The 24,676-nt window shown below is 55.7% G+C and carries 25 protein-coding genes, 1 tRNA gene and 2 pseudogenes; 9 read left to right on the top strand and 19 right to left on the bottom strand.

Translation table 11 applies throughout. The features are described 5' to 3' along the window. Nucleotides 1-15 precede the first annotated feature (15 nt). Nucleotides 16-399 carry a NifU family protein gene (locus N5098_RS04995; protein ID WP_267636622.1) on the bottom strand — a complete coding sequence of 128 codons (384 nt, stop codon included), beginning with the start codon at nucleotides 397-399 and terminating at the stop codon, nucleotides 16-18. Nucleotides 400-501: 102 nt separating this feature from the next. Between N5098_RS04995 and N5098_RS04990 the strand changes: the two are divergent. Further along, a pseudogene (locus N5098_RS04990) lies at nucleotides 502-612 on the top strand (IS6 family transposase); the annotation flags it as partial. Nucleotides 613-700: 88 nt separating this feature from the next. After that, complete coding sequence (locus N5098_RS04985) at nucleotides 701-1,012, top strand: DUF8015 family protein (RefSeq protein WP_267636621.1); 312 nt, start codon at nucleotides 701-703, stop codon at nucleotides 1,010-1,012. On the opposite strand, the gene N5098_RS04980 is transcribed toward N5098_RS04985, so the two are convergent. Further along, nucleotides 1,013-3,265 (bottom strand): NADP-dependent malic enzyme, encoded by a 2,253-nt coding sequence (locus N5098_RS04980; RefSeq protein ID WP_267636620.1) that lies wholly within the window; start codon nucleotides 3,263-3,265, stop codon nucleotides 1,013-1,015. Between the two features lie 179 nt (nucleotides 3,266-3,444). On the opposite strand from N5098_RS04980, the gene N5098_RS04975 reads away from it, so the two are divergent. Next, nucleotides 3,445-3,933, top strand: coding sequence for a COX15/CtaA family protein (locus tag N5098_RS04975; protein WP_267636619.1), 489 nt, complete (start codon nucleotides 3,445-3,447; stop codon nucleotides 3,931-3,933). A 22-nt stretch (nucleotides 3,934-3,955) separates the two neighbouring features. On the opposite strand, the gene N5098_RS04970 is transcribed toward N5098_RS04975, so the two are convergent. The 4 genes from N5098_RS04970 to N5098_RS04955 form a co-directional block, all read right to left on the bottom strand. After that, nucleotides 3,956-4,636: a class I SAM-dependent methyltransferase gene (locus N5098_RS04970; RefSeq protein ID WP_267636618.1), complete on the bottom strand. Its 681-nt coding sequence runs from the start codon at nucleotides 4,634-4,636 to the stop codon at nucleotides 3,956-3,958. A 112-nt stretch (nucleotides 4,637-4,748) separates the two neighbouring features. Next, entirely contained in the window at nucleotides 4,749-5,066 is a 318-nt protein-coding gene (locus N5098_RS04965; RefSeq protein WP_267636617.1) for a hypothetical protein, read from the bottom strand. 70 nt (nucleotides 5,067-5,136) lie between these two features. Beyond that, complete coding sequence (gene psmB / locus N5098_RS04960) at nucleotides 5,137-5,862, bottom strand: archaeal proteasome endopeptidase complex subunit beta (protein WP_267636616.1); 726 nt, start codon at nucleotides 5,860-5,862, stop codon at nucleotides 5,137-5,139. 77 nt (nucleotides 5,863-5,939) lie between these two features. Continuing rightward, nucleotides 5,940-6,116, bottom strand: coding sequence for a hypothetical protein (locus tag N5098_RS04955; RefSeq protein ID WP_267636614.1), 177 nt, complete (start codon nucleotides 6,114-6,116; stop codon nucleotides 5,940-5,942). Between the two features lie 295 nt (nucleotides 6,117-6,411). Here N5098_RS04955 and N5098_RS04950 point away from each other — a divergent pair, with 295 nt between their 5' ends. Both N5098_RS04950 and N5098_RS04945 read left to right on the top strand, forming a co-directional pair. Then, the gene (locus N5098_RS04950) at nucleotides 6,412-6,771 is read left to right on the top strand and encodes a DUF555 domain-containing protein (protein ID WP_267636613.1); all 360 of its coding nucleotides are present in this window, start codon (nucleotides 6,412-6,414) and stop codon (nucleotides 6,769-6,771) included. A gap of 58 nt (nucleotides 6,772-6,829) precedes the next feature. Further along, on the top strand, nucleotides 6,830-7,372 hold the full coding sequence (locus N5098_RS04945; RefSeq protein ID WP_267636612.1) for a CBS domain-containing protein: 543 nt from the start codon (nucleotides 6,830-6,832) through the stop codon (nucleotides 7,370-7,372). A gap of 18 nt (nucleotides 7,373-7,390) precedes the next feature. Here the strand turns inward: N5098_RS04945 and N5098_RS04940 are convergent, their stop codons facing one another. The 8 genes from N5098_RS04940 to N5098_RS04905 all read right to left on the bottom strand — a co-directional run bounded on the left by N5098_RS04940 (nucleotide 7,391) and on the right by N5098_RS04905 (nucleotide 15,603). Beyond that, nucleotides 7,391-8,341 carry a metallophosphoesterase gene (locus tag N5098_RS04940; protein ID WP_267636611.1) on the bottom strand — a complete coding sequence of 317 codons (951 nt, stop codon included), beginning with the start codon at nucleotides 8,339-8,341 and terminating at the stop codon, nucleotides 7,391-7,393. A 143-nt stretch (nucleotides 8,342-8,484) separates the two neighbouring features. Further along, nucleotides 8,485-9,486: a phosphoribosylformylglycinamidine cyclo-ligase gene (gene purM / locus N5098_RS04935; RefSeq protein ID WP_267636610.1), complete on the bottom strand. Its 1,002-nt coding sequence runs from the start codon at nucleotides 9,484-9,486 to the stop codon at nucleotides 8,485-8,487. Nucleotides 9,487-9,601: 115 nt separating this feature from the next. Next, nucleotides 9,602-10,231 (bottom strand): zinc metalloprotease, encoded by a 630-nt coding sequence (locus N5098_RS04930; RefSeq protein WP_267636609.1) that lies wholly within the window; start codon nucleotides 10,229-10,231, stop codon nucleotides 9,602-9,604. 18 nt (nucleotides 10,232-10,249) lie between these two features. Next, nucleotides 10,250-11,818, bottom strand: a complete 1,569-nt coding sequence (locus N5098_RS04925; protein ID WP_267636608.1) for a TraB/GumN family protein — start codon at nucleotides 11,816-11,818, stop codon at nucleotides 10,250-10,252. Between the two features lie 84 nt (nucleotides 11,819-11,902). Next, nucleotides 11,903-12,919, bottom strand: coding sequence for a histone deacetylase family protein (locus N5098_RS04920; protein ID WP_267636607.1), 1,017 nt, complete (start codon nucleotides 12,917-12,919; stop codon nucleotides 11,903-11,905). Then, nucleotides 12,916-13,356: a histone gene (locus N5098_RS04915; RefSeq protein WP_267636606.1), complete on the bottom strand. Its 441-nt coding sequence runs from the start codon at nucleotides 13,354-13,356 to the stop codon at nucleotides 12,916-12,918. Before N5098_RS04915 ends, N5098_RS04920 begins: the two co-directional genes overlap by 4 nt. Before the next feature lie 54 nt (nucleotides 13,357-13,410). Continuing rightward, a complete protein-coding gene (locus tag N5098_RS04910; protein WP_267636605.1) occupies nucleotides 13,411-14,838 on the bottom strand; it encodes a single-stranded DNA binding protein in 1,428 nt (475 codons plus the stop codon). Nucleotides 14,839-14,988: 150 nt separating this feature from the next. Further along, nucleotides 14,989-15,603 carry a DUF7504 family protein gene (locus N5098_RS04905; protein ID WP_267636604.1) on the bottom strand — a complete coding sequence of 205 codons (615 nt, stop codon included), beginning with the start codon at nucleotides 15,601-15,603 and terminating at the stop codon, nucleotides 14,989-14,991. 102 nt (nucleotides 15,604-15,705) lie between these two features. Here N5098_RS04905 and N5098_RS04900 point away from each other — a divergent pair. The 3 genes and pseudogenes from N5098_RS04900 to N5098_RS04890 all read left to right on the top strand — a co-directional run. After that, nucleotides 15,706-15,778: transfer RNA gene (locus N5098_RS04900), tRNA-Arg, on the top strand. A gap of 486 nt (nucleotides 15,779-16,264) precedes the next feature. Further along, nucleotides 16,265-16,705, top strand: coding sequence for a universal stress protein (locus N5098_RS04895; protein WP_267636603.1), 441 nt, complete (start codon nucleotides 16,265-16,267; stop codon nucleotides 16,703-16,705). Next, nucleotides 16,702-17,354 (top strand): annotated as a pseudogene (locus N5098_RS04890) (APC family permease); the annotation flags it as partial. The gene N5098_RS04895 and the pseudogene N5098_RS04890, both read left to right, overlap by 4 nt. Before the next feature lie 91 nt (nucleotides 17,355-17,445). On the opposite strand, the gene N5098_RS04885 reads toward N5098_RS04890, so the two are convergent. Together N5098_RS04885 and N5098_RS04880 are read right to left on the bottom strand one after the other, a co-directional pair. Further along, nucleotides 17,446-18,162, bottom strand: coding sequence for a hypothetical protein (locus N5098_RS04885; protein WP_267636602.1), 717 nt, complete (start codon nucleotides 18,160-18,162; stop codon nucleotides 17,446-17,448). An 82-nt stretch (nucleotides 18,163-18,244) separates the two neighbouring features. Beyond that, nucleotides 18,245-18,775, bottom strand: a complete 531-nt coding sequence (locus N5098_RS04880; RefSeq protein WP_267636601.1) for a 50S ribosomal protein L16 — start codon at nucleotides 18,773-18,775, stop codon at nucleotides 18,245-18,247. Nucleotides 18,776-19,110: 335 nt separating this feature from the next. On the opposite strand from N5098_RS04880, the gene N5098_RS04875 reads away from it, so the two are divergent. Further along, nucleotides 19,111-20,301: a tryptophan--tRNA ligase gene (locus N5098_RS04875; protein ID WP_267636600.1), complete on the top strand. Its 1,191-nt coding sequence runs from the start codon at nucleotides 19,111-19,113 to the stop codon at nucleotides 20,299-20,301. On the opposite strand, the gene N5098_RS04870 is transcribed toward N5098_RS04875, so the two are convergent. The 3 genes from N5098_RS04870 to pheS are packed head-to-tail and all read right to left on the bottom strand — an operon-like array spanning nucleotide 20,262 to nucleotide 24,222. Beyond that, nucleotides 20,262-20,885, bottom strand: coding sequence for a riboflavin synthase (locus N5098_RS04870; RefSeq protein WP_267636599.1), 624 nt, complete (start codon nucleotides 20,883-20,885; stop codon nucleotides 20,262-20,264). The genes N5098_RS04875 and N5098_RS04870 overlap by 40 nt on opposite strands. A 59-nt stretch (nucleotides 20,886-20,944) precedes the next feature. Beyond that, nucleotides 20,945-22,714 carry a phenylalanine--tRNA ligase subunit beta gene (gene pheT / locus N5098_RS04865; RefSeq protein ID WP_267636597.1) on the bottom strand — a complete coding sequence of 590 codons (1,770 nt, stop codon included), beginning with the start codon at nucleotides 22,712-22,714 and terminating at the stop codon, nucleotides 20,945-20,947. Then, nucleotides 22,714-24,222 carry a phenylalanine--tRNA ligase subunit alpha gene (pheS, locus tag N5098_RS04860; RefSeq protein ID WP_267636596.1) on the bottom strand — a complete coding sequence of 503 codons (1,509 nt, stop codon included), beginning with the start codon at nucleotides 24,220-24,222 and terminating at the stop codon, nucleotides 22,714-22,716. Before pheS ends, pheT begins: the two co-directional genes overlap by 1 nt. Nucleotides 24,223-24,676: the final 454 nt, after the last annotated feature.

Below are 24,676 nucleotides of genomic sequence, written 5' to 3'. Positions count from 1 at the left end.
CAAAGAAAAAACCCGTTAGAAGGGTGCTTGTGGGCCTTCGTCTTCCTCGCCGTCACCCGAAGTGTCGCCCGGGAACGAGGGACTCATACCGCTATCACCGCCAGCGCCACCAGACATTCCTTCTTGTCCGCCCATGCCTGTCGAGGCGTGGACAGTCTCAATCTCAGGAATCTCTTTGGTCATGCGGGTCTTAATCGCCTGAATCGTCATCGGTGAAATACCACAGCCCGAACACGCGCCGCCGAGTTGGACAGTGACCGAACCCTCTTCTAGGTTAAGGTCCTGAATTGCTGCGCTTCCACCGTGCATCTGAATCTGCGGGAAGTTCCGACGCAGGAAGTTCGTGATTCGCTCACGAAGCTCATCCTCTGGACTCTGTTCGCTAGTGTCCGTGCTCATCGCCTAACCGTATGTATTCAGCGTTCTTAGGCTTTGGGTCTCACCCAATGGCGGTGTTCAGATAAGGATTGAAAAGTGAGGCGGCCCGGTTTTCGAGTGTCCATGGGCAAAAACGCCCGCCTCAGCGGTAGTATCGACCAGATCGACTTGGCGTTTATCGAACACGAAGCGCCACCGAGATTGCTAATAAAGCTCAGTATGCAGCTGCATCTTTGCTAATCTTATCTGACATTACAAACGTCACTGAAGAAAATTTTAAGTGGGACAACCAACAGAGATACAGATTGGAGGGAGCATAGAAATGGTAGTTAGTGACATCAGTGAGCACCGTGAGAAAGTGAGTGTCTGGGACCAATTGCGTGGTCAGTTATCGCGGTACGACCTGTTACTCGCTGCGATTGCGCTACTGCTTGGGCTTGGTATGGGCCTCGCTGTTGTATTGTCGGTACCAGGCTACGTCGCTATCGGCGGGAGCGCATTGATAAATGCATTACTCGTCGCTGATGCGTTGTACCTAAATCCACCAGTTGATTCCGAAGTCAACGAACAGACAAAAGCACTAAAAGCGAAATCAGTCGTCAGTCACGCATCCGACCAGACAGCGAGTGAGTAACTACTGTTCCTGTGCGTCGACGACAGCAACACCTGCGAGGTTTACAATATCTTTGACCTCGTCACCACGTTGGAGAACGTGGACAGGCTCGTCCATCCCAACGAGCATTGGACCGATTGCCTCTGCGCCACCGAGGCGCTGGAGTAGTTTGTAGCCGATGTTGCCAGCTTCGAGGTTGGGGAACACGAGGACGTTCGCTGGCTCCTCAAGATCTGAGAATTCGTAGGAGTCAGTAAGAATGTCCTCGACGAGCGCTGTGTCGGCCTGCATCTCACCGTCGACAGCGAAGTCGATAGTCGGGTCGCCCCGGAGCTGTGTCGCAGCGTCACGAACCTTCCGGGTGCCCTGATTGTCGACGCTGCCAAAGTCGGAGTACGACAGGAGCGCCGCGCGCGGTTCGATGTTGAATCGGCGTGCTATTTTGGCTGTGTGTTGGGTGACTTCGGCGAGAACTTCCTCGTCAGGGTCTTGATTGACGGTAGCGTCGGCACAGAAGATAACGCGGTTCTTGAACGTTAGCATGTAGACGCCGGCGGCGTAGTTAGCGTCATCAGCAGTACCGATAATCTGTAGTGGGGGCCGGAGTGCCTCAGGGTAGTGATGCATCAGGCCGGTGAGCATAGCATCCGCATCGCCAACTTCGACCATGACACTCCCGAGATGATTGCCATCCGTGATGAGTTCCTCGGCTTCGCGACGAGTGATTCCTTCGCGCTGTCGGAGTTCATAGAGACGGTCGGCATAGGCATCCAGATTGTCTTGGTCCGGGTCGACAATCTCGGGCGAAAAGTCAAGTCCCAACTCCTCCATGATTGCCCAGATTTCGTCTTGGTCACCGAGGAGGATTGGGGAGCCGATACCCTGCTCGGCAATCTGGTAGGCTGCCCTGACCATCTTCTCGTCGTCCCCTTCGGCCAATACGAGTCGTTTGGGGTCACTCTTTGCCTTGTTCAAGACGACCCGCATCATCTCTCGGGACTTGCCCAAGCGAGCCTCTAGTTGCTCACGGTGGTCGGCAGGGTCGAGCTCCCGTCGGGCACAGCCGCTCTCGATTGCAGCCTGTGCGACTGCCGGAGCCACCTCGAATAACACCCGTGGGTCAAGCGGTTTCGGGATGATGTAGTCTGGGCCAAACTGCAGCGGTTCATCGCCATAAGCCTTGACCACCGCGTCGGGTACGTCTTCTCGGGAAAGGTCCGCAAGTGCCCGCGCAGCGGCGACTTTCATCTCTTCGTTGATTTCCGTTGCACCAGCGTCAAGCGCGCCACGGAAGATGAATGGGAAGCCAAGCACGTTGTTCACCTGATTGGGGTAGTCAGACCGGCCAGTGGCGACGATAACGGTATCTTTGCGTGCTTCTTTGGCCTCCTGATAGCCAATTTCGGGGTCTGGGTTGGCCATCGCGAAAATAATCGGGTTGTCGGCCATCGACTGGATCATCTCCTGGTCGACGATACCGCCAATAGAGAGGCCGACAAACACGTCAGCATCTTCCATCGCGTCGGCAAGGTCGCCCTCTGGGGCGTCGCGAGCGAACTCTTCTTTGTACTGGTTAACTTCGCCCGCGTTGGCACGCTGTTCGGTGATAATGCCAGTTGAATCACACATCGTGATTCGGTCCTTGTCTGCACCGAGCGAGGCATAAAACCGGGCAGAAGCAATCGCGCTTGCACCGGCACCCGAGAAGACGATATCGAGGTCATCGAGGTCCTTATCGGTGATGTCAGCCGCATTCAGTAGTGCAGCACCAGAGATAATAGCCGTTCCGTGCTGGTCGTCATGGAAGACGGGAATATCGGTCTCCTCGCGTAGCGTCTCCTCAATCTCGAAGCATGCAGGGGCAGCAATATCTTCGAGATTGATACCGCCAAACGTTGGTTCCATTGCCCGAATCGACTGAATCATCGCTTCCGTCGAGTCGTGGTCAAGTTCGATGTCAAAGACATCGATATCGGCAAACCGCTTAAACAGGACACCTTTGCCCTCCATGACTGGTTTACACGCCTGTGGTCCAATATCACCGAGACCAAGAGTTGCGCTTCCGTCGGAGACAACACCGACGAGATTTCCTTTTGCCGTGTAGTTGTACGCGTCTTCGGGGTTGTCGTCAATCGCGCGACAGGGTGCAGCAACCCCCGGCGAGTATGCGAGGCTCAAATCACGCTGCGTGTTCGTCGGTTTTGTCGTCGATATTTCGAGTTTTCCCGGCGGTTCCGAGCTGTGATAGTCAAGTGCATCCTCGTCGAGTCCCATGACCAGAAACCACCGAGGCCGTCACAAAAAGAGCATCGAAGATACCTTCGTCAATTGCCGAATTGTAGAGAGACTCTCGGCCAGACGCAGGGCGGAGTAGCTAGTAGGGGGTGACAAACTCGTTCTCACCGGACGGGAAGAATGAAGCCTTTGAAATAGGTGCACACGAATATCCGCGTATGCGCGTTCCCATTCGCCACTACTTGGCGACCACGACAGTGAGTACCTTCTTCCTGATACTGCTGGGCGTGTACACCGGGAAAATCGGCGCAGGACTTACCTGTGAAGCTCGGTGGCCGCTCTGTGACGGCTGGATGGGCCTGTTCCCAGCCAACTGGCTGAGTTTCGTCGAATGGTTCCACCGCCTCGTGGCCATGATTGTTGGCTTTATGATTCTTGGTGGTGCGATTATGGCATGGCGACGCGACCGGGGTCGGATCCTCAAGTTCTCAACGTCGCTTGCAGTTGTATTCCTGCCAGTCCAAGTCTTCTTCGGCGCGAACACAGTACTCAACTTTGGCGTCGCCGCGTCAATGATGCACCAGTTCGCGGCACAGATGATATTTGGACTACTCGTCGTGTCGACGACGTTCGCCTACGCCCAAGCAAAATTCAACGGGTCCGAAAGCAGCCAAGTTCACCCAAACGCAAAGCACGCTGACGACTGAGAATCGTATACGTCAGCCTCGTTTACGGAGCAACACCGACAGTCAGCAGCGTTCCGTAGGTTCGATACCGGTCAACCATTGCCTCCCGACTGTCCCAGTTTTCGGTTGGGAACTCCGATTCGGGCGGTATTTCGATTTCCTGATCTGGTATGGTATCTTGTTCAGCGACGTGAAGGCCAGCCTCACGGAATGCCTCGCGGTACTGTTCTTTGTTCCATAGTTGCATCTCAACCTCGATGCGATCTTGCCATTCGTGGGTGTATCGAGATTCCTCGAAGAAGTTGACCGCACAGTAGAAGGTGCCACCTGGACGGAGTATCCGCCGGATTTCGCGCAACACTTGGCCGGGACGCTGTGAGTAGTAGAACGCTTCCATCGACCAGACGTGGTGGACGCTATTGTCGGCGAATGGGAGTGTATGAAAATCACCACCAACAAACCGTAGTAACTCGTCGTCAGTGTACTCTCTGGCGTTGTAGACCATCTGTGGGGAGCCATCGAGACCCACACTTTGGCCGACATCTCTGGTTTCACGGAGTGCTCGGAGAGCGTACCCTGAACCAGTCCCGAGGTCAAGTACCGTTTCGCCGGACTCGACCGGCATCCGTGCAAGCGCGTGTTTGGCAGTGTGCCAGTGTCGCTCTTCCATGCCTCTATCCTTGCCTGTCTGAGCCCATTGGTCAAACTCCTCTTGAACGCTCATTATCAAGTAAAACGCTTTGGTGGGATTAAATCACACCGATGTTAGACTCTTGTTCCCGTTATAACCAGTCACATCGACGCAGTTGTTGGCCGCACTGAGTCCAGCCGCCCTGTTAACTGTCGTCCCGGTACGTATCTTCAGCACCGTCCTCGTCTTCGGTCCGTGCAAGGGGTGTCTCCTGGGCACGCGACTTGTGAATCTGGAACGGGCCATCTGTGAACATCTCCTCGCGGTCGCTCGTGTCCAAGTTCTGTTCGTCACGCTCGAACAGATACGCAAAAAACCCGAAAAACGGCACGAAAAACGCCAGAGCCGCCCACTTTCGTGGCTCCATGTCGTGGTCGAGTGCATCAGAGTAGACGTACGCCGCCCCGGCAGCAAGTGCCAAAAGCGGGAAGCCAATCAAGATGCTGAGTAACAGCCACTCCATACAGGGTATAGGTATTGAAACGACCTAAGCGTGGCGCTGGTGCTTTCGAAAACAGAATAAAAAGGACCGATTAGACGTCGAGTTCGTCGAGTCCGTAATCGGTAATTTCCACGCCGTCAGTGGTGACCTTTGCGACGTAAATCCCGTTTCCGGAGCCAGTGTCACGCTCGGCAGCAGCTTTGATACCTGCGCCAGCAGCCCGCTGTGCCTCGTCAAGCGACATGTCCGGTTCGTAGCGGTCTTCGAGCGTCCCGTAGGCAACGGTGAGGCCGGAGCCAGTAATCGTGTAATCGTCTTTCATGACACCGCCAGCGGGGTCAATGCTGTAAACGTGGCTGCCCTCGTCGTCAACACCGCCAAGAATCGGATTGATCGCGAGGAACGGGCCACCGCGGGCGAAATTGCCCGCAAGTGTCGAAAGCGCTTGCATGCTCATTTCCTTGCCGCGGCGTGCCTCATAGAGGTTGACCTCCGAGCGCAGTGTACGAATAAAGGACTGTGCACCGCCGACACTCCCGACGAGTGTCAGCGCCGCGTTCGGGTGAATCTGTTCGACTTTCTGGACATTCTTGTTTGAAACAAAGCGGCCGCCAAGGCTGGCTCGCATGTCTGTAGCGATGACAACACCCTCATCGGTAGAAATGCCGATTGTCGTCGTTCCAGTCTTGTTGACAGCTTCTTCGTCCCGGTCACCGTTCGGGAGAGAACCCAGCTCGGGCTCGTACGGTTCTGTGTCGTAGCGCCCGGCCATGTGCTTACCTGGTGAAACGTCGGAGCCGAACGATTGGTCGTGCATATACCTCAGTAGCGGCCGGTGACGTAATAAGGTTCTCGTTCGAGAAAATACGGCTGGGAGTTGAGTATCGAATCGGGCTACTGTCCTGTCGATGTCTGTGCCTCGTAGGCCTCCTTGAGGCGGAGGACTGCGCGGTCTATTGGGAGGGTGACGCCAACACGGCGCGTGAGCAGTGCGACCGGCAGTAGCGCGATGCCGGTGAGTAGCGTTAGTTGGTACAGCGTCAACAGCAGTGCATTGTACAGGCGTTGCATCGTCTTATACACCTGACCAGAGAGTTCGTATATATAAGCCTTGGGTAGCAGTTCTCATCAGCTGTGTAGTCGTACAGCCCCGCTATCACCGATCAGCATTGTGTTTTGTATGATCTACCAAAGATAGCGTCCCATACAAAATGAAATGCAAGAGGATCTCAATATGCAGAGAAGAAAAGGGTTACACCGAGACCATGTCTGTATAAGTTATGGCGATAATTTTTGTGACGTACGCTTGGACAACTCGCGGAATGAAATCAAAAAGGACGAGTATGTGCCCCAGTATAGTTAGGCTATGAACTATCGTGTTGTGTTGGAAGCGGCCTGGCTGGTTCACGACGTCGATGACATTGACGACGCCATTGGTGTCGCAGTGAGCGAAGCTGGCAAGCGTCTTAACGAGGAAGATATGGACTACGTGGAAGTTGAAGTCGGCTTCACGGAGTGTCCCGCCTGTGCTGAGCCCTTCGACTCCGCGTTTATTGCCGCAGACACATCGCTGGTCGGACTCATGCTCGAGATGAAAGTCTTCAACGCCGAGAGTGACGAACACGCCGAACGTATCGCCAAAAGCGATATTGGGGGAGCACTGCGGGATGTCCCACTGACGGTCATCGAAACCCTCGAAATCGACGACGAAGAGGAATCTGGCTGACTCCCATCGCCAGACAACGGTCGATACTTTTATATATTACTGCAAGTTATCGAAGGGTATGGAACTCCCAACGCCAGAGGAGCTACGCGAGCGTCGGCTTGAGCTCGACCTCACACAGAGCGAGTTAGCCGAGAGCGCGTCAGTCTCACAGCCGCTGGTTGCACGTATCGAAGGCGGAGATGTTGACCCACGACTCTCAACGCTCAGGCGCATTGTCAATGCATTAGAAGAGGCAGAGGGTGGACTCAACCGGGCAAAAGACCTGATGAACGCACCGGTAACAAGTGTTGCCCCCGACGATAGCGTCCACAAAACGACAGAGATGATGAACGAACGAGGGTTCTCGCAGGTTCCTGTGGTACGCGAGGGAACTCCCGAGGGACTAATCGGAACATCAGATATTAGACATCGCTCCGAAGGAAATGTCGGTGACCTTCCGGTTGCGGAGGTAATGCGAGAGGCCATTAGTATCGTCGAGCCTGATGCCCTGCTCGACACTGTCGACGCTCATCTCGACCATAACGATGCTGTACTCGTTGTTGAAGCCGGAGAGACCGTCGGTATCATCACCGAGGCAGATATCGCACGCTATCTCTCCTGAGTATCTGTGCCCAAGTAGCTAGGCAGAATTGTCCCGGTTCGGAAAAGAGAATGTGTGTGTATCAACACTTCCGTCAGCTGTTCGTCCCAATGCAGTAATCGATTCGGGTGTCTCGACAAGAACCGCTTCACCACCATCCTCGCGGCGGTTTGAGCGGATAACATTCTCACAAATGACATCCCCACGCCGAGTCGGCGCATCATGTCGGCTGTGACCAACGATCTGTGGTGGGGCGTCGCTGGGCATATATTCAAAGTCAAGCCATGTAATTCCTGCTCCTGGCCCTCGGGAATGTTCGTTCCCGAAGCCAAACACTTGTGGATGTTCTTCGAGGAGTTCACGCTGTTTTTCCGTTGCCTCGGGTTCGCCAAGTTTGTCCTGTAACTGCTGGACACCGTCGATGAGGTCGTCATTTACCGTCTTAATCTCGTATGGCTCGGGTTGACCAGCATGGGCATACGTGACAGTATACCCTTCGTAGGCCGCGACGACGTGGCCATCGAGAACCGCATCCATGAACGCACGACGTTCGTCTTGGCTCCGCTGCCCGGCATACCAATCCGACCAGCCGTACAGTTCCTGGTTCAATACCCCCATTTCGTGGTTGCCAACCGTGACCCGAACGTGCCCACGCGGAGCTTCATCAATGAGTCGGTCAACCATATCGACAACCCGGCCACTTTGTGGCCCTCTGTCAATAAGGTCGCCATTAATTACTAGCACATACTCTTCGCCGCCTGCCCAGTGCAGTCGACGTGCTGGGTCTGTCTTGACAATTGGGTCGTAGTCAGGATGATCAGAAAGCGTCAAAAGAGCGCTTCGTGCCTCACCGAGAAAGCCATGGATATCGCTGATGCTAACGATAGTCGGCCGAGGAGGGCAGTCAAGCGCTCGGACCGAATCACGCTCTGACTGTGGGATTGTCGGTGTTTCGTGTGAATTAAACACAGATATGAATCGTTCCTCCATTTATGTCGGTACGCGATGGTATAAGAAACAACTGGTTTCTAAAAATAGGAACTGTGCTCAGTACCCATAAAGACGGGGTGTTTTGACCATCACGTAACTGTTTGTGGTCGGTTGCTTTTATTGGTCTTTTCTCGGACTGAGCGTCAGGCGATGCGTAACTCACGTACTTCGACACAGCCTTCATCACACTCGGCAACGCTTCCGATAAGACGCCCATCTTCAGTTTCTGACAGAACAGCCTCAGCGTCTCGTTCCGGCATAGCAGCGACGAACCCAGTCCCCATATTGAACGTTCGGTGCATCTCCTCATCGTCGATGTTGCCCTCACGTTGGACGAACTCGAAGATTGGCTGGGCCGCAAATGGGTCGGTAATCTCATACCGGTGGTCTCCCATCCGGGTGAGGTTCGTCCAGCCGCCGCCAGTGACATGTGCGGCCGCATGCGTTTCTTGCTCGCGGAGCGGTCCGAGCAAGTCGGTGTAGATACGTGTCGGTTCCAGTAGCGTCTCTGCAATTGTATTGTCGGGTTCGGGCGGGAACGGGTCCGTATACTCGTGGTCGCGCGTCACCGCCTCTCGTGCCAACGTCAGCCCATTCGAGTGAACCCCACTAGAGGGCCAGCCAACGAGTACGTCGCCTGGACTGGCGTCACCGGGGAATAGCGTTCCTTTCGGAGCGAGACCAGCACACGCACCAGCGATATCAAGCCCTTTGATTACATCTGGCATGACAGCTGTCTCGCCACCGATAAGTTGGACTGTCGCCTGCTCGGCTCCCCGGCTGAGCCCCTCACCAATTGCTGTTGCAGTTTCGTCGTCCGGTTGTTCGACTGCAAGATAGTCGACGAATGCAACGGGTTCAACCCCTTGTGCGACGAGGTCGTTGACATTCATCGCAATACAATCGATGCCGATGGTGGAGTAGTCATCGATTGCCTCGGCAACGAGTAATTTCGTTCCAACGCCGTCAGTTGCCAGGGCAAGATACTGGTCACCAATATCGACAAGGCCCGCGTAGTCGCCTTCAAACTCGCCAACCGCGCCGATAAGCGCGTGTGTTGCTGCCTCGCTTTTGTCGATATCCACGCCAGTCTCTGCGTAGGTAAGTCCCTCCTCCGAGTCAGTCTCGTCCGCGTCCTCGCTCATGGTCGTGAGAGTGGTGGGAGTGGGCAAAAGCCCACCGTTTGCCGGTAGCTAATAGTAGCAGCGATCTCACAAAACCCGAACCGCAGTAATTCAAAACAGACAGTTAGGGCAATCGTTAGAGGAAAAACACCAACAAGAAGGCGAGACCGGAACCGACAGCGACAGCAAAGACTCCTGCAAATACTGCTTTGTTCCACCGATAGACAGTCTTGCCATCAAGTGGGCCGGCGGGAACCATGTTGAACGCGCCAAGAAAGAGGTTGATAACAACACCCATCGACCCCAACTCAGCGATAAAGCCCGACCCGACGAGAAACGGGATGACAAAGACAGCCGCGAGAAGCAGGTTCGTCACCGGACCTGCAACGGCGACAAGGCCGTTTTCCCGAAGCGTAATGTGGCCACGGTGATGGACTGCCCCCGGTGCGGCAAACAAAAAGCCTGCAATACCGGAAGCAACCGCCAGCGCCAGCATATTATACTGGGCACGAAACGCTGCAACCTGTCCAAAGCGGACCGCAACGACCTTATGAGAAATTTCGTGTAACAGGAAAGCAGTACCGACAGTCACCATGCTCAGACAGAACACACGCACGAGTATGGCCGGATTCGGCGTCGTGATTGGCTGTCCCCTGAGAAAGTCACCTTCCAGAAAGAACGTAAACGCGACCCCGAGCGCCAGCCAGGCAACTGCTAGATCGCGCAATTCCTCCCGGTAGAACTTGATGCCAGCTATCTCATACATATGTATCACAGTCTGTTGTTACGTCAGCGTCTCCCAGATGAGACGTGCACTCTCTTCAGCACCGCTGAGCATCTGTTGCCCGAGTTCGGTGACCCCGCCAATATCGGAGGCAAGATACGGCAACAGCACCGTTGCAAAGAAGATGCTAGCGAGGAAGCTTCCGAGGTTCGTCATCGCCACGATGAGGATAAGACGGAACGTTGGAACTTCATCACGCATGTCTCGGACGAGTGTGGACATCGGTCGCTCCTCGTCGCTGAGCATATCGTTGAGTTTGCTGATATCTGCAACGTTCACGCTGGTATACTTGAGTTCGACGTACCCGGCGAACCAGCCCGGTGCGAGCAACGGGTTCACACTGGTCAGCCATGCGACCGCACCGCCGACGCTTGCGCTTGTCCAGTGTGCCCCAGCAATTTTTGCAAGAACGCCTGCCGCGATACCGTTGACGAGGAACCAGACCCCGAAAACTCTCAGCAGGAACTCACCCTGTACACCAGCGACTGCGAGTAGGACGAAGAATGCAAAGAAACCGAGCGTGAACGCGTAGCCAATTGCCTTGTACGCAATTGCCCGTATCCGACTTGGGCTTGGCTCGTCGACAAGGGAATCGGCTGGCGGTAACGTCTCTGGGTGTTCGAGATACTGCTCAATTCCCGCACGGTGTCCCGCCCCGACAATGGCAACAACATCGTAGCCTGCTTCACGCAGGGCAACCAGTTTGTGGGCGATGTATGCGTCACGTTCGTCGATAAGTGCTTCTGCACCTCCCGGCGAGAACCGACGAAACTCTTCCATCATCGCCGTTACGACATCGGCATCAGTGAGCCGGTCGATATCGAGTTCTGCATCCTCGAGGTCTTCGGTCGACCGTGAGATGAGGGCTGCAATCGGCAGTCCAATCGCGAACGCGACCAGTCCTGCGACGATGAGTCCGTCTGCAAGGCCAAGTAACGAACTGAGTATCCCGCCAATGAGCGGGACGCCCAGTTCAATCCCAGATGGGATAAAGAACGGACCACCGAGCGCACCGGCAATAATCGACACAATGGTCCCGATGAAAAAGCCGACAGTAAGGCCGGCTGTCCAGGGACCACCCATTTCGGCAAGCAAGGCAGCAACAATACCAAGCTTCTCGCGCAGGCGCATCCGGGACCAGAGCCGACGCACCGTCAGCTGGATATCCCGGTCGACCAACGCGACACCGCTCCCGTGTTCCTCCGCGGATTCAACAGCTGCCATCATATCCGCGCCGGGTTCAATATCGAACCGGTCACCCAAGCGAGCCTGTACGTACGATAACATCCAGTAGGCGAGGAACTGATACACAGTTTTGCCGGATATTAATTCTCCGGCGTCGATATCTTCCGGCGATTCTCCTTTAAGCCGTCTGTAGCGCGTCTCATCGAGCTCTACTGCCACAACATCGGGTTGTCGTTGTGCAATTGTCTGCTCGACTTCCTCGACGCTTTCGTGTGAGACGTGTGCCGTCCCGACGACCGTGACTGACCCGTCACCGTCGCTTTGGCGCGGCGTGGACGGCGTCTCGTTGGTATCAAGGACATCGCCGGACCCTCCGTCGGTCATCGTTCTCGCTTGTGGGTCATCGGGTATACCATTGACGACTTCGGTTATTCATAAAAAAAGTGGTTGCGGTGGCCCCGTCCAGCGCTACTCGGGAACGCCGATGAATCCCTGCGCTTTAACCTGGTCGATAACATCCCGCGCAGGGTCTGAGACTTCACCATCGTCGGGTGCGGGTTGATAGCCGCTGAATACCTCGTGGACCATCCCGATGCTGGCTGTGAGTGTATCGAGCCCATACCCTCCTTCGAGCACGAACCCAAGAGCGGCCCCCGTATCGTCAGCAATTTGTCGGACACGCTTGGTTAGCAGTCCGTACCCTTCGGTGGAGACGCGCATTCTGGAGATTGGGTCATGTTCATGGGCATCAAAGCCAGCACTAATCAACAACAGGTCCGGGTCGAACGCGTCTAAGGCGGGGCCGAAAAGTTCGGTTAGCGCGGCAAGATACGCACTTTGTGTCGTCCCGGGCGAGAACGGGATGTTCATCGTCGTGCCCTCGCCTTCTCCAGTACCGGTTTCGTCGATTGTACCGGTAGCCGGATAGAGCCCGTCCTCGTGGATAGAAGCATAAAAAATCGACTCATCATCATAAAAGATGTCTTGGATGCCGTTGCCGTGGTGGACATCCCAGTCAAGAATTGCGACGCGGTCGGCACGTCCTCGGTCAATGACCGAGCGTGCGGCGATAGCGGCGTTGTTGAAAAAGCAAAAGCCCATGGCGTCGTCCTCGACCGCGTGGTGTCCTGGTGGCCGACCGAGTGCAAACGGCGTCTCTCGACCGTCTTTTCCGTCAAGTGCAGCCATCGCGGCCCATTCGGCGATGCCAGCGCTTGCAAGTGCAGCTTTCCACGATTCCTCGCTGGCGACCGTATCTGCGTCCCAGTCACCGCCACCTTGTTGACAGAACTCCTCAAACTCCGCGACGTACTCTTTATCGTGGACTGCGTGGACTCGTTCAAGATTGACCGAGTCAGGGACGACATACTCGACTGCGTGTTTCTCTGCAAGCGCCTGACGAATGGCTCGCAAGCGGTCGGGGCTCTCAGGATGGCGCTTTCCTGTCTCGTGTTGGAGGCAGCTCTCACAGTAGCCAAAGTTCATTTGAAGTACTGGTGGAGTTCGAAGTACATTTGGATATCTTCAGCTTTGACGGTTCGTCTGTCACCGTGCCGTGCAAGGGCTGCCGCCGCGGTTGCGACGGTGTCTGCCCATGCTTCTAGCTCGGCTGTGAGGGCGATACGAGCGTCCATGGAGACACGAAAACGGTCGTCAATGTCCAGCCGTGCTACACGGTCGACCGGCGCAATCGGGAGTTTGAGTGTGTCTTTATCAGGAAGGGAGGAGACACCAAAATCCGCCTCCATCAACGTCTTGCGTCCATCTGCATCGGCGCGGTCGGCCGCAACAATGGCTCGTTCAGTCCCTTCACCCTGGATACGATGTGCGAGTTCTTCTGCCGCACCGGCGCTGACCCGCAAGCCGTCGGCGTTGCGTCGGATGATGTCGTCAACCGGGGCGAACGGTAACTCAACGCTCATACGCCACATCGGGGGTGTGGTAATCTTAAGCGTTGTGTAACGATGACACAACTGTTACAAAATATCCTCTGCATTAAGAACTTCTCCGTCGTACATTCCACGGGCCGTGATTTCTTCTCCGAGACGAACAGTTGCATCAGTCTCAACACTCATTGTCTCTGTTCCATCGTCAAGAATGACCGGCTCGCCCGTCTGGACGACAGTGCCGGTAAACTCGACTGTGTCGCCGTCGGCCTCGCTTGTCGCCTCGCTCGTAGTGGGCGTTTCATCGCCCGCAAACGCGTCAAGCCCAGCATCTCCGCCGTCGGAAACAGCCGTATCATCGCTTGCCGCGGTAGCAGTCTGTTCCGTGGCACCAACTGGGCCATCACCGACACCAGTATCCGCGTCTTCGAGTACAACGACCGTCGACTGCCAGCCGGCCGATGCTTCGAGGTCGTCTTGCCAGCCGTCCTGTATTTCGACGTCTGCAGTGAGGATTTCGTCACCCGGGGCGACATCGAGGTCAGCTTTCTCACCCCATAGTGCAACCCTGATATCACCCGTATCGTCTTGCAGACGGACGTTTCGAACTTGTCCCTCAGAGCCATCGTCTCTGTCGAACGTCCGTTTGGGGTCTGTCGAGCGGACAACGCCTGCAATGTCAACTGTCTCGTCAATAGCCACATGCTCGATTGCTGTTGTCTCGGGTTCGTAGTCGACAGCTTCGTCGATTTCGTCAACCGCACCCCTGTCACCGACGTGGAGCTCTAGGTCGCCATCGCGCTCCTTGACGTATCCGTCAACGACTTCGACTGCTGTTCCTGGGTCGAGTTCGTTTGCACGATCTGCCTGTTCATCCCACAGGGTCACGCGAATCCGACCACTCTCGTCACCGAGTGTAAGGTTCGATACACGGCCTTCAGAGCCGTCGTCACGGTCGAACGTCCGCACAGAGTCGGTCCCCAAAACCAACCCACGGAGCGCGACATCAGACTGTCCAAGCCTAAGTGCGTCGATGCTGTCGCCACCCAGTGCAACGTCGATATCGACGCTGTCGTCTGGTTCAGCTTTGGTGACACTTACTTCCAGCCCATTGTATCCTTCTTTGGGACGCCCCATCACACGCAACACGACCCCTTCATCAAGTTCTCCAGAGCTGATTGCCTCAGCCTGTTTGTCCCAGAACGCGAGACGCACACTTCCCGTCTCGTCTGCAGCCTCGACATTGATGACTCGTCCTTCTCCGTCATCGCGGTCGAACGTCCGTAGCTCGCCAACAGATCGCACCTTGGCGAGGAATTTTACCTCGTCCATCGCTGGCTCGATGTCTGCGATAGTGTCGACTTCGTTGTCGGCAAGTTCGTGTGCGAGTAGTTGAGCTGCTGTTTCTTCGTCGACCAGCCCATCCATCTGTTCGACTTTCTCGTCGATTGCCTCCCGGAACTCCTCTTCAGGAACGTCCGTATCGATATCTGCGTAGATGTCCTCAATCGCGCCCATTACTGTACGGGATACAGGAGTGGTCGCCGCTTAAGCGTTGTCGTTGGAATTGTTGTACTGCCCTGTTGCCATTTGCTGTTGTACGGTTCCAGTAAATGTCGCATCACCGGGGGATGGTTCGGCTTCGTATATAAGACGTTGGCTCGCTATTTACTGCTGAATCTCCCAGTTGTCGTCTTCGTCGACATCTACGACCGCATCAAATAGTCCTTTCAGCGTTGCCAGCGTCTGTCGGTCGTGGGCGTCGGGGTCGATCCGGTAATATCCGGTGCCGTCAACGGTTTTGACGCGCCCGGTGACAACATGGAGAAACCGAAACGCACGCTGGAGGTCGGCGTACTGCAAGAGAGACGTGATTGAGTCGAAAGAGAACGCTATTTCCTCGCTATCGGGAGCGGCTCTGGCCATCGTTTGGAGCAATTCACTCAGTTCGATACCGATGCCAGTTAGGTCGGATGGGTTTTCGACAGTCTTGACCGCCCATACAGGGTCGTCGACGCCACCATCTTGCTGACCGATATCGACGACGCCACCCCGGATTGGCTCTGTGTTCACGAAGTCGTCCCAGAAATCTACCCACTCCTGAGCGGTGTCTGTATACGTGACCGAAAGAACGTTCGTTTCACCCGGCGGTGTTCGTGTAAGAAGCGTCAGGGAAGCTTCTCGCCCCTGGTTCCCCAACGACGGGACCAATAGTAACACGTTGGATGCATTATCGAGTTCCGAAAGATCGATATTATTGTCCCGCCCTGCCCGCTCAGCCATACAAGATACTGTGTATCGGGCGCGTATAAGAATGCTGATTGTGGCACCATCTGATAAGAGAATCGTAACCCCTTTAATCAGTAGCACATTACGGATGAGTGAGTCCTGGTAGGGTAGTGGACTATCCTCTTGGCTTGCGGAGCCAGGGACCGGAGTTCAAATCTCCGCCAGGACGTTTCTTTGCAGCACAATACGACGAGCGTAGCGAGGAGTCTATACTGCAGGTAACGCCGCGTGGAGATTTGAGCAGGGAAGTCACAGCGGCGGAGCAAGGCCGACCGTCTTCACGAGTTCAAATCTCCGCCAGGACGCTTACTTCTTCGACGTCTTCGCTCCGCTCAGAGAATTCATCATTTATGGTCGGCGAATTTTACACGCTTTTTCAGCAGCGAAGGGCCATCCATGCTGGCTGTGTCTGCATCACGCGTACTTCGGATAAATCGGATAAGAATGTCTACACTAGCCTGAGGTGACCAACATGCCAGAAGCGAAGTCGATTTCACCATAGCAAAATCGCAAGACACCATCGGAATAACGGTCTTCTAAGACCACATATACAAAGCAATTAATGACAACGGTATGATCGTTCCAAATGACATTGCGATTACCGCCGAACCCACAGAACACCCAATCTTAACAGACCGGAGTGTCACTGCCAGATATGAACAGTACAGACGCCAACACTGGCCAGGATATACTTGCTCACGTTCTGTTGCCAGTTGCTACCGAAGAAGACGCAGTGGCAACGGCTACTGCACTCGAACCGTATCAGCCCGCTCGAGTGACCGCCTTGCACGTCATCGAAAAAGGTGACGGTGTGCCGGACAAAACACCCGTCGAGCAGTCGGAATCAATCGCCGAAGAGTCGTATGCTGCCGTCAAGAGCGTGTTTCCAAACGCTGACGATCACACGGCCTACGGCCGAAATGTCGCCAAAGCGATTTTCGAGGCCGCCGACGAAGTCGGAGCGAGCGCTATCGCGTACCGCCCCCGCGGGGGGAATCGACTCACACGATTCCTCTCTGGCGACATCTCGATTAAACTTGTCACGGACACGGATCGGCCCGTAATTGCCCTGCCACGTGCTGACTCGAACGAATGAGTGAACAAGAACTCGCCAAAGACCTGGGCCCACTCGCGGCGCTGACTATTGGAGTCGGCACCATGATCGGGGCGGGAATCTTCGTCCTGCCAGGCGAAGCTGTCACGACCGCCGTATCGGGCGGTGACCGCGTTCGTCGTCGTCGGCGTCATCGCACTGCTGACGGCGTTGTCTGCCAGTGAACTCGGGACGGCAATGCCGAAATCTGGCGGGGCATACTTTTAGGTCAACCATGCGCTTGGTCCGCTCTTTGGCTCAGTCGCCGGGTGGGCGAACTGGCTCGGGCTGGCGTTCGCCTCGGCGTTCTACATGGTCGGATTTGATGAGTATATTCAGCTCATCCTCGGTGTCTCGGGCGCGGTCAGCCGTAATGAGTGCGTCCCTCGAACCCGGCTTCATCGCCGGGATCGGTGGCGACGAGATTGCCGTCGTTGAGGTTGCGGACAGCCTTCTTGGACCGGTCGGTGCCGTCGCCATGTTGTTCGGTGGCCTGCTGGCGACAGCGTCCTCAGCGAACGCCTCAATCCTCGCGTCGTCGCGGATCAACTTTGCCATGGGCCGGGACAAAATCATCACCCCGAGCCTCAACGAGGTCCACTCCCGATTCTCGACACCGTACAAATCCATTGCCATTACCGGCGGGCTTATCTGCAACAGTGTGTTCTACCCTGATGGGCTGTCAGAGTTACGGCAGCCATAGCGTTGGGTTGTCCAAAAGTATCGAGTGTCTGCCCTCTGGGTTAGACCAAGAGTAGTGCACCACCAACAGCCACAAAGAAAGTGGCGACAAGAGCGGGGAACGCGGCACGTTTCAGACGGGAAAGCACAAACTGTCGCAGCGATTTATTGGTAATAACAAGGTTCCCGGTAAGCTCGGTTTTGCCGTTTCGCTGTGCTGTCTGGCCAGCAATCAGGTACTCCTCGTTGGGGTCAATACGGCGCTCAACGTACCGACGTGTCCCCATTCCAGGTATCATCGAAATCCATCCAGCTACCGGGTTGAGACGGTCGTGTTTCTCAACGAACTGTTGGGTTCGTTTTGGAGGTGTCTCGTTCGAGCCGGCTTTGATAACTGTCGCGTTGGTATCGAGCGAGAAACGACGCGAGGGTGGATTAACGTCGATATCTCCCGCTTGGCCCGAGAGTCGAAACGGAATCGACGAGACGCCATCGTCAATCGACGCAACAAACCAAGGAGGGAGAGGTCCGGGCTGGCGTTCGGACACAGCGAACTCGAAGCCGACACATCGTGTCCCAGTAAAGGGGCTGGCGACAGCGTCGTCCGTGGCAGTGGCGGTCCCACGACAGACAACGAAGGAGTTGTCAGGTTCGATATCGGCTGGTGGGGTTACGTCCGCCCGAAGCAGTTTCGGGACGACAACGAGCGACCGAAGCGCGTACCAAGCGATGACTGTACCAAGCACAAGAGATAACACACCGAGTGCAGTTACAAGCATCTGAGATCAACCGGTGTGAGGGACTTTCCGTTGTCTGTTATTATTCTTTCCGTCGTTTTTCAGGGCGAAAAATGAGGCGATATTAGGAGACGAGCTGTTCTTCGCCGCGTTCGACCTTGATGCGACAAGGAGGCGTAATCTTGTTGTAGGCACGGCGGTAGGCCTCTTTGACTTCCTTGGCTTGGTCGACCGTACACCATGCGGTGAACAGTCGCTCACCACTCTGGATGCGTGCAGCAGTGCCAACAATCTTACCGAAGGCTTGGCGCATTCCGTCAGAAACACGGTCCGCACCGGCACCAGTTGCCTGTTTGTTCTCCCTGATGACCTGATGGGGGAACTTCCGGAGAATCATCCGGTAGTTGCCTTCACCAAACTCTTTGATGAGATGGCGGTTGGCCGATAGGCGTGCTGCTTCAAGGGAGCCGTGGCGAATCTGGACGGACTCCTCGACAACAAGCGAAATCTGGACGGCGTAATCTTCGGGCTCAGTCTGCTTGTCACCCATCTCGTGCTGTGCAATCTTGGAACCGGGGATGCCCGTGATATACTCGCGTCGCGAGTAGGCGGGCTTGTCAATATCCCGGTACATCGAGGCTGGTTTGTCCGACATAGGTCGTTCTTATGCGTTGAAGGATGAGCCCGTAATTAAGGGCTTCGAACCACGAGCGGCAAAGCAGTATCCGAACGGAGCAGTTCAGAGGGTGCCAGACGAACCAAGCTGCCAGCTCGTCGAATCCCGAAGCAATTATCTGTTACTGTGTGTTTGCTACCGATGTAGACGTGCTATCTACTCCCGTCGCAGACAGCTGGCGTTGGCGCTTCCGCCAGGGAGTGGATAGTATCGCCACCTGAATCGTCGGGCCTCACCCGACGTTTTGGGCGCGGTGCTCACTCACTTTCTTTCGTGTATCGCTCATCAACTGAGCACCACAGTCACCAGAAACAATGCCAGCAGAATCTGAATTCACCGTAACGCCGTACAGCGTCGACGGGAACGTCGACTACGAACAGTTACTCAACCAGTTTGGCGCAGACAAACTAACAGCGGACCAACGCAAACGGTTCCCAGACCCAACTCACCCGCTCGTCCGCCGGGAAGTATTCTACGCAGAGCGTAATCTTGACCCGTTCCTCGCTGCTGCGAACAGCGGGGATGACCACGCTCTCGTCACCGGGCGAGGCCCATCAGGGCCGATGCATATCGGCCACATTTTTCCGTTTTATTTTGCTCGCTATCTCCAAAGGGCAGCAGGGACAACGGTGTACATTCCATTCTCTGACGACGAGAAGTATCTGTTAAAAGACCAGTCAATAGAGTCGATAAGTGACCACACGCGCGAGAATCTCAGGGATTTGCTTGCCGTCGGATTTGACCCCAAACGGACACGTATCGTCGTCGACAGTGCGGACGCAGATGTTGTCTACCCAGTTGCATCGGCGCTGGGCAAAGAGATTACACAGGCAACAGTCGATGCAACCTACGGCGACCCTGAGAACGTCGGCCTCTCGTTTTATCCGGCAGTTCAGGCGACACACCTCTTGCTTCCGCAACTGGTTGAGGGTCGACAGCCGACACTGGTTCCCATCGCAGTTGACCAAGACCCCCATGTCCGGGTTTGTCGGGACGTTGCTGGCAAGGAGCGCCACGACGTCGAAAAACCCGGCGCACTGCTCTCGAAGTTCCTCCCAAGCTTGGATGGCCCCGGCAAGATGAGTTCTTCTGACGACACGCCGAGTATCCTCCTGTCAGACGACCGCGAAACTATTCGTGAGAAAATACAGACACACGCTTACTCTGGTGGGCAAACCAGCGTTGCGAAACACCGCGAACAGGGTGGCAACCCTGATGTGGATGTTGCCTACTTACTCTTATACTACTTCTTCGAAAAAGACGACCAGCGGGTCCAGCGCCTGGCCCAGGAGTATCGCGACGGCTCTTTACTGACCGGTGAACTCAAGCAACTAGCCGCGGCGACAATAGCCGACTTCCTTGAGGGTCACCAGCAACGCCGCGAACAGTTAGGTCCACTACACACGGAACTCCAACCGTATCGACTGACCGACGAGGAACGACGGCAAGCACTTCAGACAATCGGCTATCCTGACGACTCGCTGGCTCGGCAAGACTCCGAGTGACCAGCCAGGGCTTGCTGTCGTTCGATATATTTCGCTAGGATGTCTGCTTCGAAGTGTATCGGGTCGCCGACCTGCTTATCCGAAAAGGTCGTTATCTCGTAGGTCTGGGGAACAATAGCAACGGTAAACGTCTCCTCAGTAAGGTCAGTTACTGTGAGGCTAGCCCCATCAAGCGCGACTGCTCCCTTGTTGACGAGGTACTGTTCGTAGCCGTCCGGAACGGTAAACGTGAACTGCCAGTCCTCACCAAGAGACGTGATATCGGCAACGTTGACCACCGTATCGACTGTTCCCTTGACAACGTGACCATCGAGTTGTCCGTCAGTTTCCAGTGGCCGTTCGATATTTACCTGCTCACCGACTGCTGCGTTGGCGAGATATGTCCGACTGACAGTTTCAGCCGAGAGGAACGCATCGAACCAGCCGTCACCGACCGCCTCTGCGGTTAGACAGACCCCGCTAATGTTGATGCTGTTGTCCGGTTCCAGTTCCGCGGTCTCGGTCTCAATACGGAGTCGGCACCCGTCCTCAACCTGTGTGTTCGACTCAATCCGCCCTGTGGCTTCGACAACGCCTGTGTACATCGCGTCTTATTGGTCGCCATACTATACTAATACTGTTATGGTTCTCAAAAGTGAGATGGTTACTGTAACGCGTCGAGCCGAAACTCTGCAGCTACGATAGGGACCTCGATGTCGTGGTCAACAATGACTCCGGGGTGAATTTCACCCACTACGCCGACAGCAGTTCCGTTGATGACGAGTTCGGCACACCGTCCAGAGATGAACGAAGGGTGGTCCGTGGGTGGTGTTTCGAGGGTAGCGTCGAACTGTCGGGTCAGTGCCTGTAGCCGCCCGCGGATATCCTCATAAGAGACCTCGGTATCAGCCATTGCGAGCGCAACCGTGCGATATTCCGCAACGTTCGTGTTTTCGCTCTCGTCGACCGTCATCGCGAGGCCAACCTCAGCGAGGTGTTGTGGATACGCACGGTGCGTGTTACTCTCCAAGACCTGCATGATAGACGGGAGCGCCCATGTCCGCATGATGGTGTACTCCTCGCTGTACGTCTCCAAGATGGTGACGGGCTCGTCGTCGCCGACGACAGCATTCTCGTTGCTCTCGGCGCTCGCGTCGTCAGTCGAAGGCACCGTAAGGTTCATCCGCTCGTAGTTTTCGGCTTCGTTTGTCATGTAGAAGTTCAACAGGTCCTCGAAGCCAAGGCCGACAAGTGTCTCTCGCACGGCATCTTCCAGCCGAGAGCGTTCGTGGCGCTTCCCGACAGTTGCGACGTCCGGATAGCGTGGCTCCAACTCGTTGAAACCGTACGCACGCCCGATGTCGTCGATGATGTCGACCGGATGGAGCACGTCGACACGGTACGGTGGGACTTCGACTTCGTATTCGACAGCGCCGGTCTCGTCGTCCTCTTTGACGGTCTGGGCCAGCCCTGTCCGTTCGAGGCAGTCGACAACTGTCTCGCGGTCGAGACCGACACCAAGTGTCGTCTCGATACGGTCGTGTGAGACAGTCTTTATTTTCGTCGAAAAGTCTGGCCGTTCGACCTGTGCGCCGGCGTACTCGCCGGGTGCATCGTCCGAGTACGAAACCCTAACTCCTTCGAGATGTCCACCACGGGCCGAAAGCGCATAGCAGACGATGTTGAGCATACGGTCGATAGTCCACTGGTCGGTGCCAGTCATCTCGATAAAGAGGTCCCGGGACTCTGCGGTGACTTCGGTTCGTTGGCCGTTGATAACCGGCGGGAACGAGAACAAGCCGATGTCGTCGTAAATGGCTGGATACTGGTCCATGCCAGAAACGAGGTCAGCGTACTCCGAACCCATGTGGTGTTCCTCGATGACTGTCTGTGGAGTCATCTCTTCGTTGCTCTCTAGAGGGACAAACCGTTCGTCGGGACTCATCGACGTGTAGCGAATAGACTTTTCGGCACCGTCGGTGAGTGGCGCGCCCTTGAGCATCGTCAGGTCGTGGACACCGATTGCACCCTTGGCACGGCCACGTCCCATCGTAGCGTGGAGTTTTTCCTGAAGCTGGATAAGCGAGTCAAGTACACCATCCGAGAGGTCGACACCACGGACGACTGCACCTGTGACGTAGGGGCGTTCCTCCGGTGTGTTATCGACTTCGATCGTCCACTCGGGGTCGTTCATCGAGAGCACATCGAGGCCGCGGTCCTCGCCGTAGTGGTAGCGGAGCGAACGCGCCATTCCCTCGACTGAGAGCCAGTCGAGGCGGTCAGGTTCGAACTCAAGTTTAAGATCGCCTTCCTCTGTTTCGCCCTCGTACTCGATACCTAGCTCGAAAACATCGTCGAGCAGTTCTTCTTCTGATTTGTTCTCCTGACCGGTCAGCCGACGGAGTTCATCGGCGTCGACGTTGATAACTGGCATCAGTATGTCACCTCCTCGGTCCGCAAGAATTCAAGATCGACAAGCGTTCCATGAACATCACGGATATCCTCAGCGCCCGACGCGAGCATCATCAAACGTTCGAGTGCGAGTCCCCACGCCATCACATCGCAGTCGACCTCAAGCGGTTCGAGCATTTCTGGTCGGAAGAGTCCGGAGTTGCCAATTTCGATGAGTTCGTCTGTCTCGGGATGGCGGCCAAATAGTTCGAAGCTCGGCTCTGTATAGGGGTTGTACGTCGGTTTGAACCGTAGGTCGGTGATACCGAACTGCTCGTAGAACTCGGTGAACGTTCCCATGAGGTCACGGACTGACAGTTCCTCTGCCATCACCCAGCCCTCAATCTGGTAGAACTCAAGCAGATGTGTTTCATCAAGTTCGTCATTCCGATAGGCCTTCTCGACGCTGAAAAAGCGCTGTGGCGGTTCAAGGTCGCCAAGTGATTCCCCAGCTAGATGCCGCGAGGTCAGTGATGTCGTGTGTCCACGAAGTGCAAGTTGTCGGGCAAAGTCTTCGTCCCACGGCGAGTGGTACCCCTCGCTGTCTTGACCAACGCCCTCGTGGTGGGCGGTTTCGACGCGCTCGACGAGGTCCGACGGGATATCGTCTATTTTTCCAGGGTTCTCAATGGAAAACCGGTCCCAGTGCGTGCGGGCAGGATGGTCCTGGGGCATAAACAGACAATCGTGAATCCAGAAATCCGCATCGACAGTTGGCCCCTGCATCTCCTGAAAACCCATGCCGACGAGCACGTCTTTTACACGGTCAGCCGTCTGCCGGAGGGGATGTTTCCGACCGGATTGTTTTTCCGAGGCTTCTGCCTCGACGTTGTAGTCGGTGAACTCGACATCTTCCCACTCGCCGCTGGTCAGCAGGTCAGGCGTGAGCCGGTCGATTGTCTCGGTTGTCTCGATGCCTTCCATCAGCGTTGTAATACCCTCGTCGGTCAAGGTGACTGCACGAACCGTCCGCTCGGAGCGTTCGACCAGACCTCGGCGGTCAATCTCTTCTAATATCGATTCGTCTTCGATACTTCCGCCCTCGACGAGCGTGTCGAGTGCTGCCATTTCGGCATCCTCTGTGGATGTGACGGCGGGGTTGACAGTCACCTCACCGCTGTCGACTTCACCGTACCCCTTGCGCGCGAAGTTTGCGAGTGCGATATCGACCGCATCGCCGTCAAGTCCTGCGTCTCCGATGAGGCGACCAAGTGCGACAGGGTCGTCGGCCGCGCCAGCGTCAACGGCGGCCTCATAGAGCGCAATTTCGGGCAGACTCTCTGTGGCGTATCGTTCGCCCTCCTCAGTGAGTTCGACACTCACCTCAACGTGCTCGCTGACTGTAATGAGGTCACGGTCTTCGAGTTCAAACGCGGCTCGTGTGACCGATTCGGGTTTCTCATCGGTTTCAGCTGCAATCTCGGTTACGTCTCGTTTCGTCTGTGCGTCCGCCGCTTTTAGGACCGCGGCTTGTGTTGGTGGCAGTTGCATTGATTGTTGGTGGATACACCGGGGGTCGGTTAGTTAACGGTTCCCGTTCCAACTGGCGGGTTTCACCGGCTCACCTGATGAGCGGCTCCACGCGCCACGGCTCAGAAAACAAAAAATCCGAACCCTCGGGTTATCGCTACTTCGCGTGCGAAACACCTGCTGTGGGGGTCGGATACCATATATTACTGCAATAGGGGTGCAGACTAAAACGTTCTGGACGGCGTATCCGAGCTTTGTTTTGTGTTCGCTACGTCGGTACCCGGTACCGAGTGTAAGCAAACTTGAGTAGTCACTTCGACGTTGCGAGCAAAACAATACGCCGTGGCCGGCTTCAACTCCGCTGTCAATAGCAAGCCGGTCGCCTCGAACCGTCCCTAAACCACACACAGACACAACAAAAGTTGGATAAGCAACCGTGGATTTTCCGTTCGGAGGTAAACAGGACTTACCAACA

This window comes from Halovenus rubra (genome assembly GCF_026586665.1).
In the GTDB taxonomy this organism is placed as follows: Archaea; Halobacteriota; Halobacteria; order Halobacteriales; family Haloarculaceae; genus Halovenus; species Halovenus rubra.
This window is presented reverse-complemented; position numbering and strand designations above follow the sequence as displayed.

Bases quoted from the DNA above. Each gene is read 5' to 3' on its own strand.
- N5098_RS04995 (WP_267636622.1), bottom strand. From the start codon at position 399: ATGAGCACGGACACTAGCGAACAGAGTCCAGAGGATGAGCTTCGTGAG.
- N5098_RS04985 (WP_267636621.1), top strand. From the start codon at position 701: ATGGTAGTTAGTGACATCAGTGAGCACCGTGAGAAAGTGAGTGTCTGG.
- N5098_RS04980 (WP_267636620.1), bottom strand. From the start codon at position 3,265: ATGGGACTCGACGAGGATGCACTTGACTATCACAGCTCGGAACCGCCG.
- N5098_RS04975 (WP_267636619.1), top strand. From the start codon at position 3,445: ATGCGCGTTCCCATTCGCCACTACTTGGCGACCACGACAGTGAGTACC.
- N5098_RS04970 (WP_267636618.1), bottom strand. From the start codon at position 4,636: ATGAGCGTTCAAGAGGAGTTTGACCAATGGGCTCAGACAGGCAAGGAT.
- N5098_RS04965 (WP_267636617.1), bottom strand. From the start codon at position 5,066: ATGGAGTGGCTGTTACTCAGCATCTTGATTGGCTTCCCGCTTTTGGCA.
- psmB (WP_267636616.1), bottom strand. From the start codon at position 5,862: ATGCACGACCAATCGTTCGGCTCCGACGTTTCACCAGGTAAGCACATG.
- N5098_RS04955 (WP_267636614.1), bottom strand. From the start codon at position 6,116: ATGCAACGCCTGTACAATGCACTGCTGTTGACGCTGTACCAACTAACG.
- N5098_RS04950 (WP_267636613.1), top strand. From the start codon at position 6,412: ATGAACTATCGTGTTGTGTTGGAAGCGGCCTGGCTGGTTCACGACGTC.
- N5098_RS04945 (WP_267636612.1), top strand. From the start codon at position 6,830: ATGGAACTCCCAACGCCAGAGGAGCTACGCGAGCGTCGGCTTGAGCTC.
- N5098_RS04940 (WP_267636611.1), bottom strand. From the start codon at position 8,341: ATGGAGGAACGATTCATATCTGTGTTTAATTCACACGAAACACCGACA.
- purM (WP_267636610.1), bottom strand. From the start codon at position 9,486: ATGAGCGAGGACGCGGACGAGACTGACTCGGAGGAGGGACTTACCTAC.
- N5098_RS04930 (WP_267636609.1), bottom strand. From the start codon at position 10,231: ATGTATGAGATAGCTGGCATCAAGTTCTACCGGGAGGAATTGCGCGAT.
- N5098_RS04925 (WP_267636608.1), bottom strand. From the start codon at position 11,818: ATGACCGACGGAGGGTCCGGCGATGTCCTTGATACCAACGAGACGCCG.
- N5098_RS04920 (WP_267636607.1), bottom strand. From the start codon at position 12,919: ATGAACTTTGGCTACTGTGAGAGCTGCCTCCAACACGAGACAGGAAAG.
- N5098_RS04915 (WP_267636606.1), bottom strand. From the start codon at position 13,356: ATGAGCGTTGAGTTACCGTTCGCCCCGGTTGACGACATCATCCGACGC.
- N5098_RS04910 (WP_267636605.1), bottom strand. From the start codon at position 14,838: ATGGGCGCGATTGAGGACATCTACGCAGATATCGATACGGACGTTCCT.
- N5098_RS04905 (WP_267636604.1), bottom strand. From the start codon at position 15,603: ATGGCTGAGCGGGCAGGGCGGGACAATAATATCGATCTTTCGGAACTC.
- N5098_RS04895 (WP_267636603.1), top strand. From the start codon at position 16,265: ATGAACAGTACAGACGCCAACACTGGCCAGGATATACTTGCTCACGTT.
- N5098_RS04885 (WP_267636602.1), bottom strand. From the start codon at position 18,162: ATGCTTGTAACTGCACTCGGTGTGTTATCTCTTGTGCTTGGTACAGTC.
- N5098_RS04880 (WP_267636601.1), bottom strand. From the start codon at position 18,775: ATGTCGGACAAACCAGCCTCGATGTACCGGGATATTGACAAGCCCGCC.
- N5098_RS04875 (WP_267636600.1), top strand. From the start codon at position 19,111: ATGCCAGCAGAATCTGAATTCACCGTAACGCCGTACAGCGTCGACGGG.
- N5098_RS04870 (WP_267636599.1), bottom strand. From the start codon at position 20,885: ATGTACACAGGCGTTGTCGAAGCCACAGGGCGGATTGAGTCGAACACA.
- pheT (WP_267636597.1), bottom strand. From the start codon at position 22,714: ATGCCAGTTATCAACGTCGACGCCGATGAACTCCGTCGGCTGACCGGT.
- pheS (WP_267636596.1), bottom strand. From the start codon at position 24,222: ATGCAACTGCCACCAACACAAGCCGCGGTCCTAAAAGCGGCGGACGCA.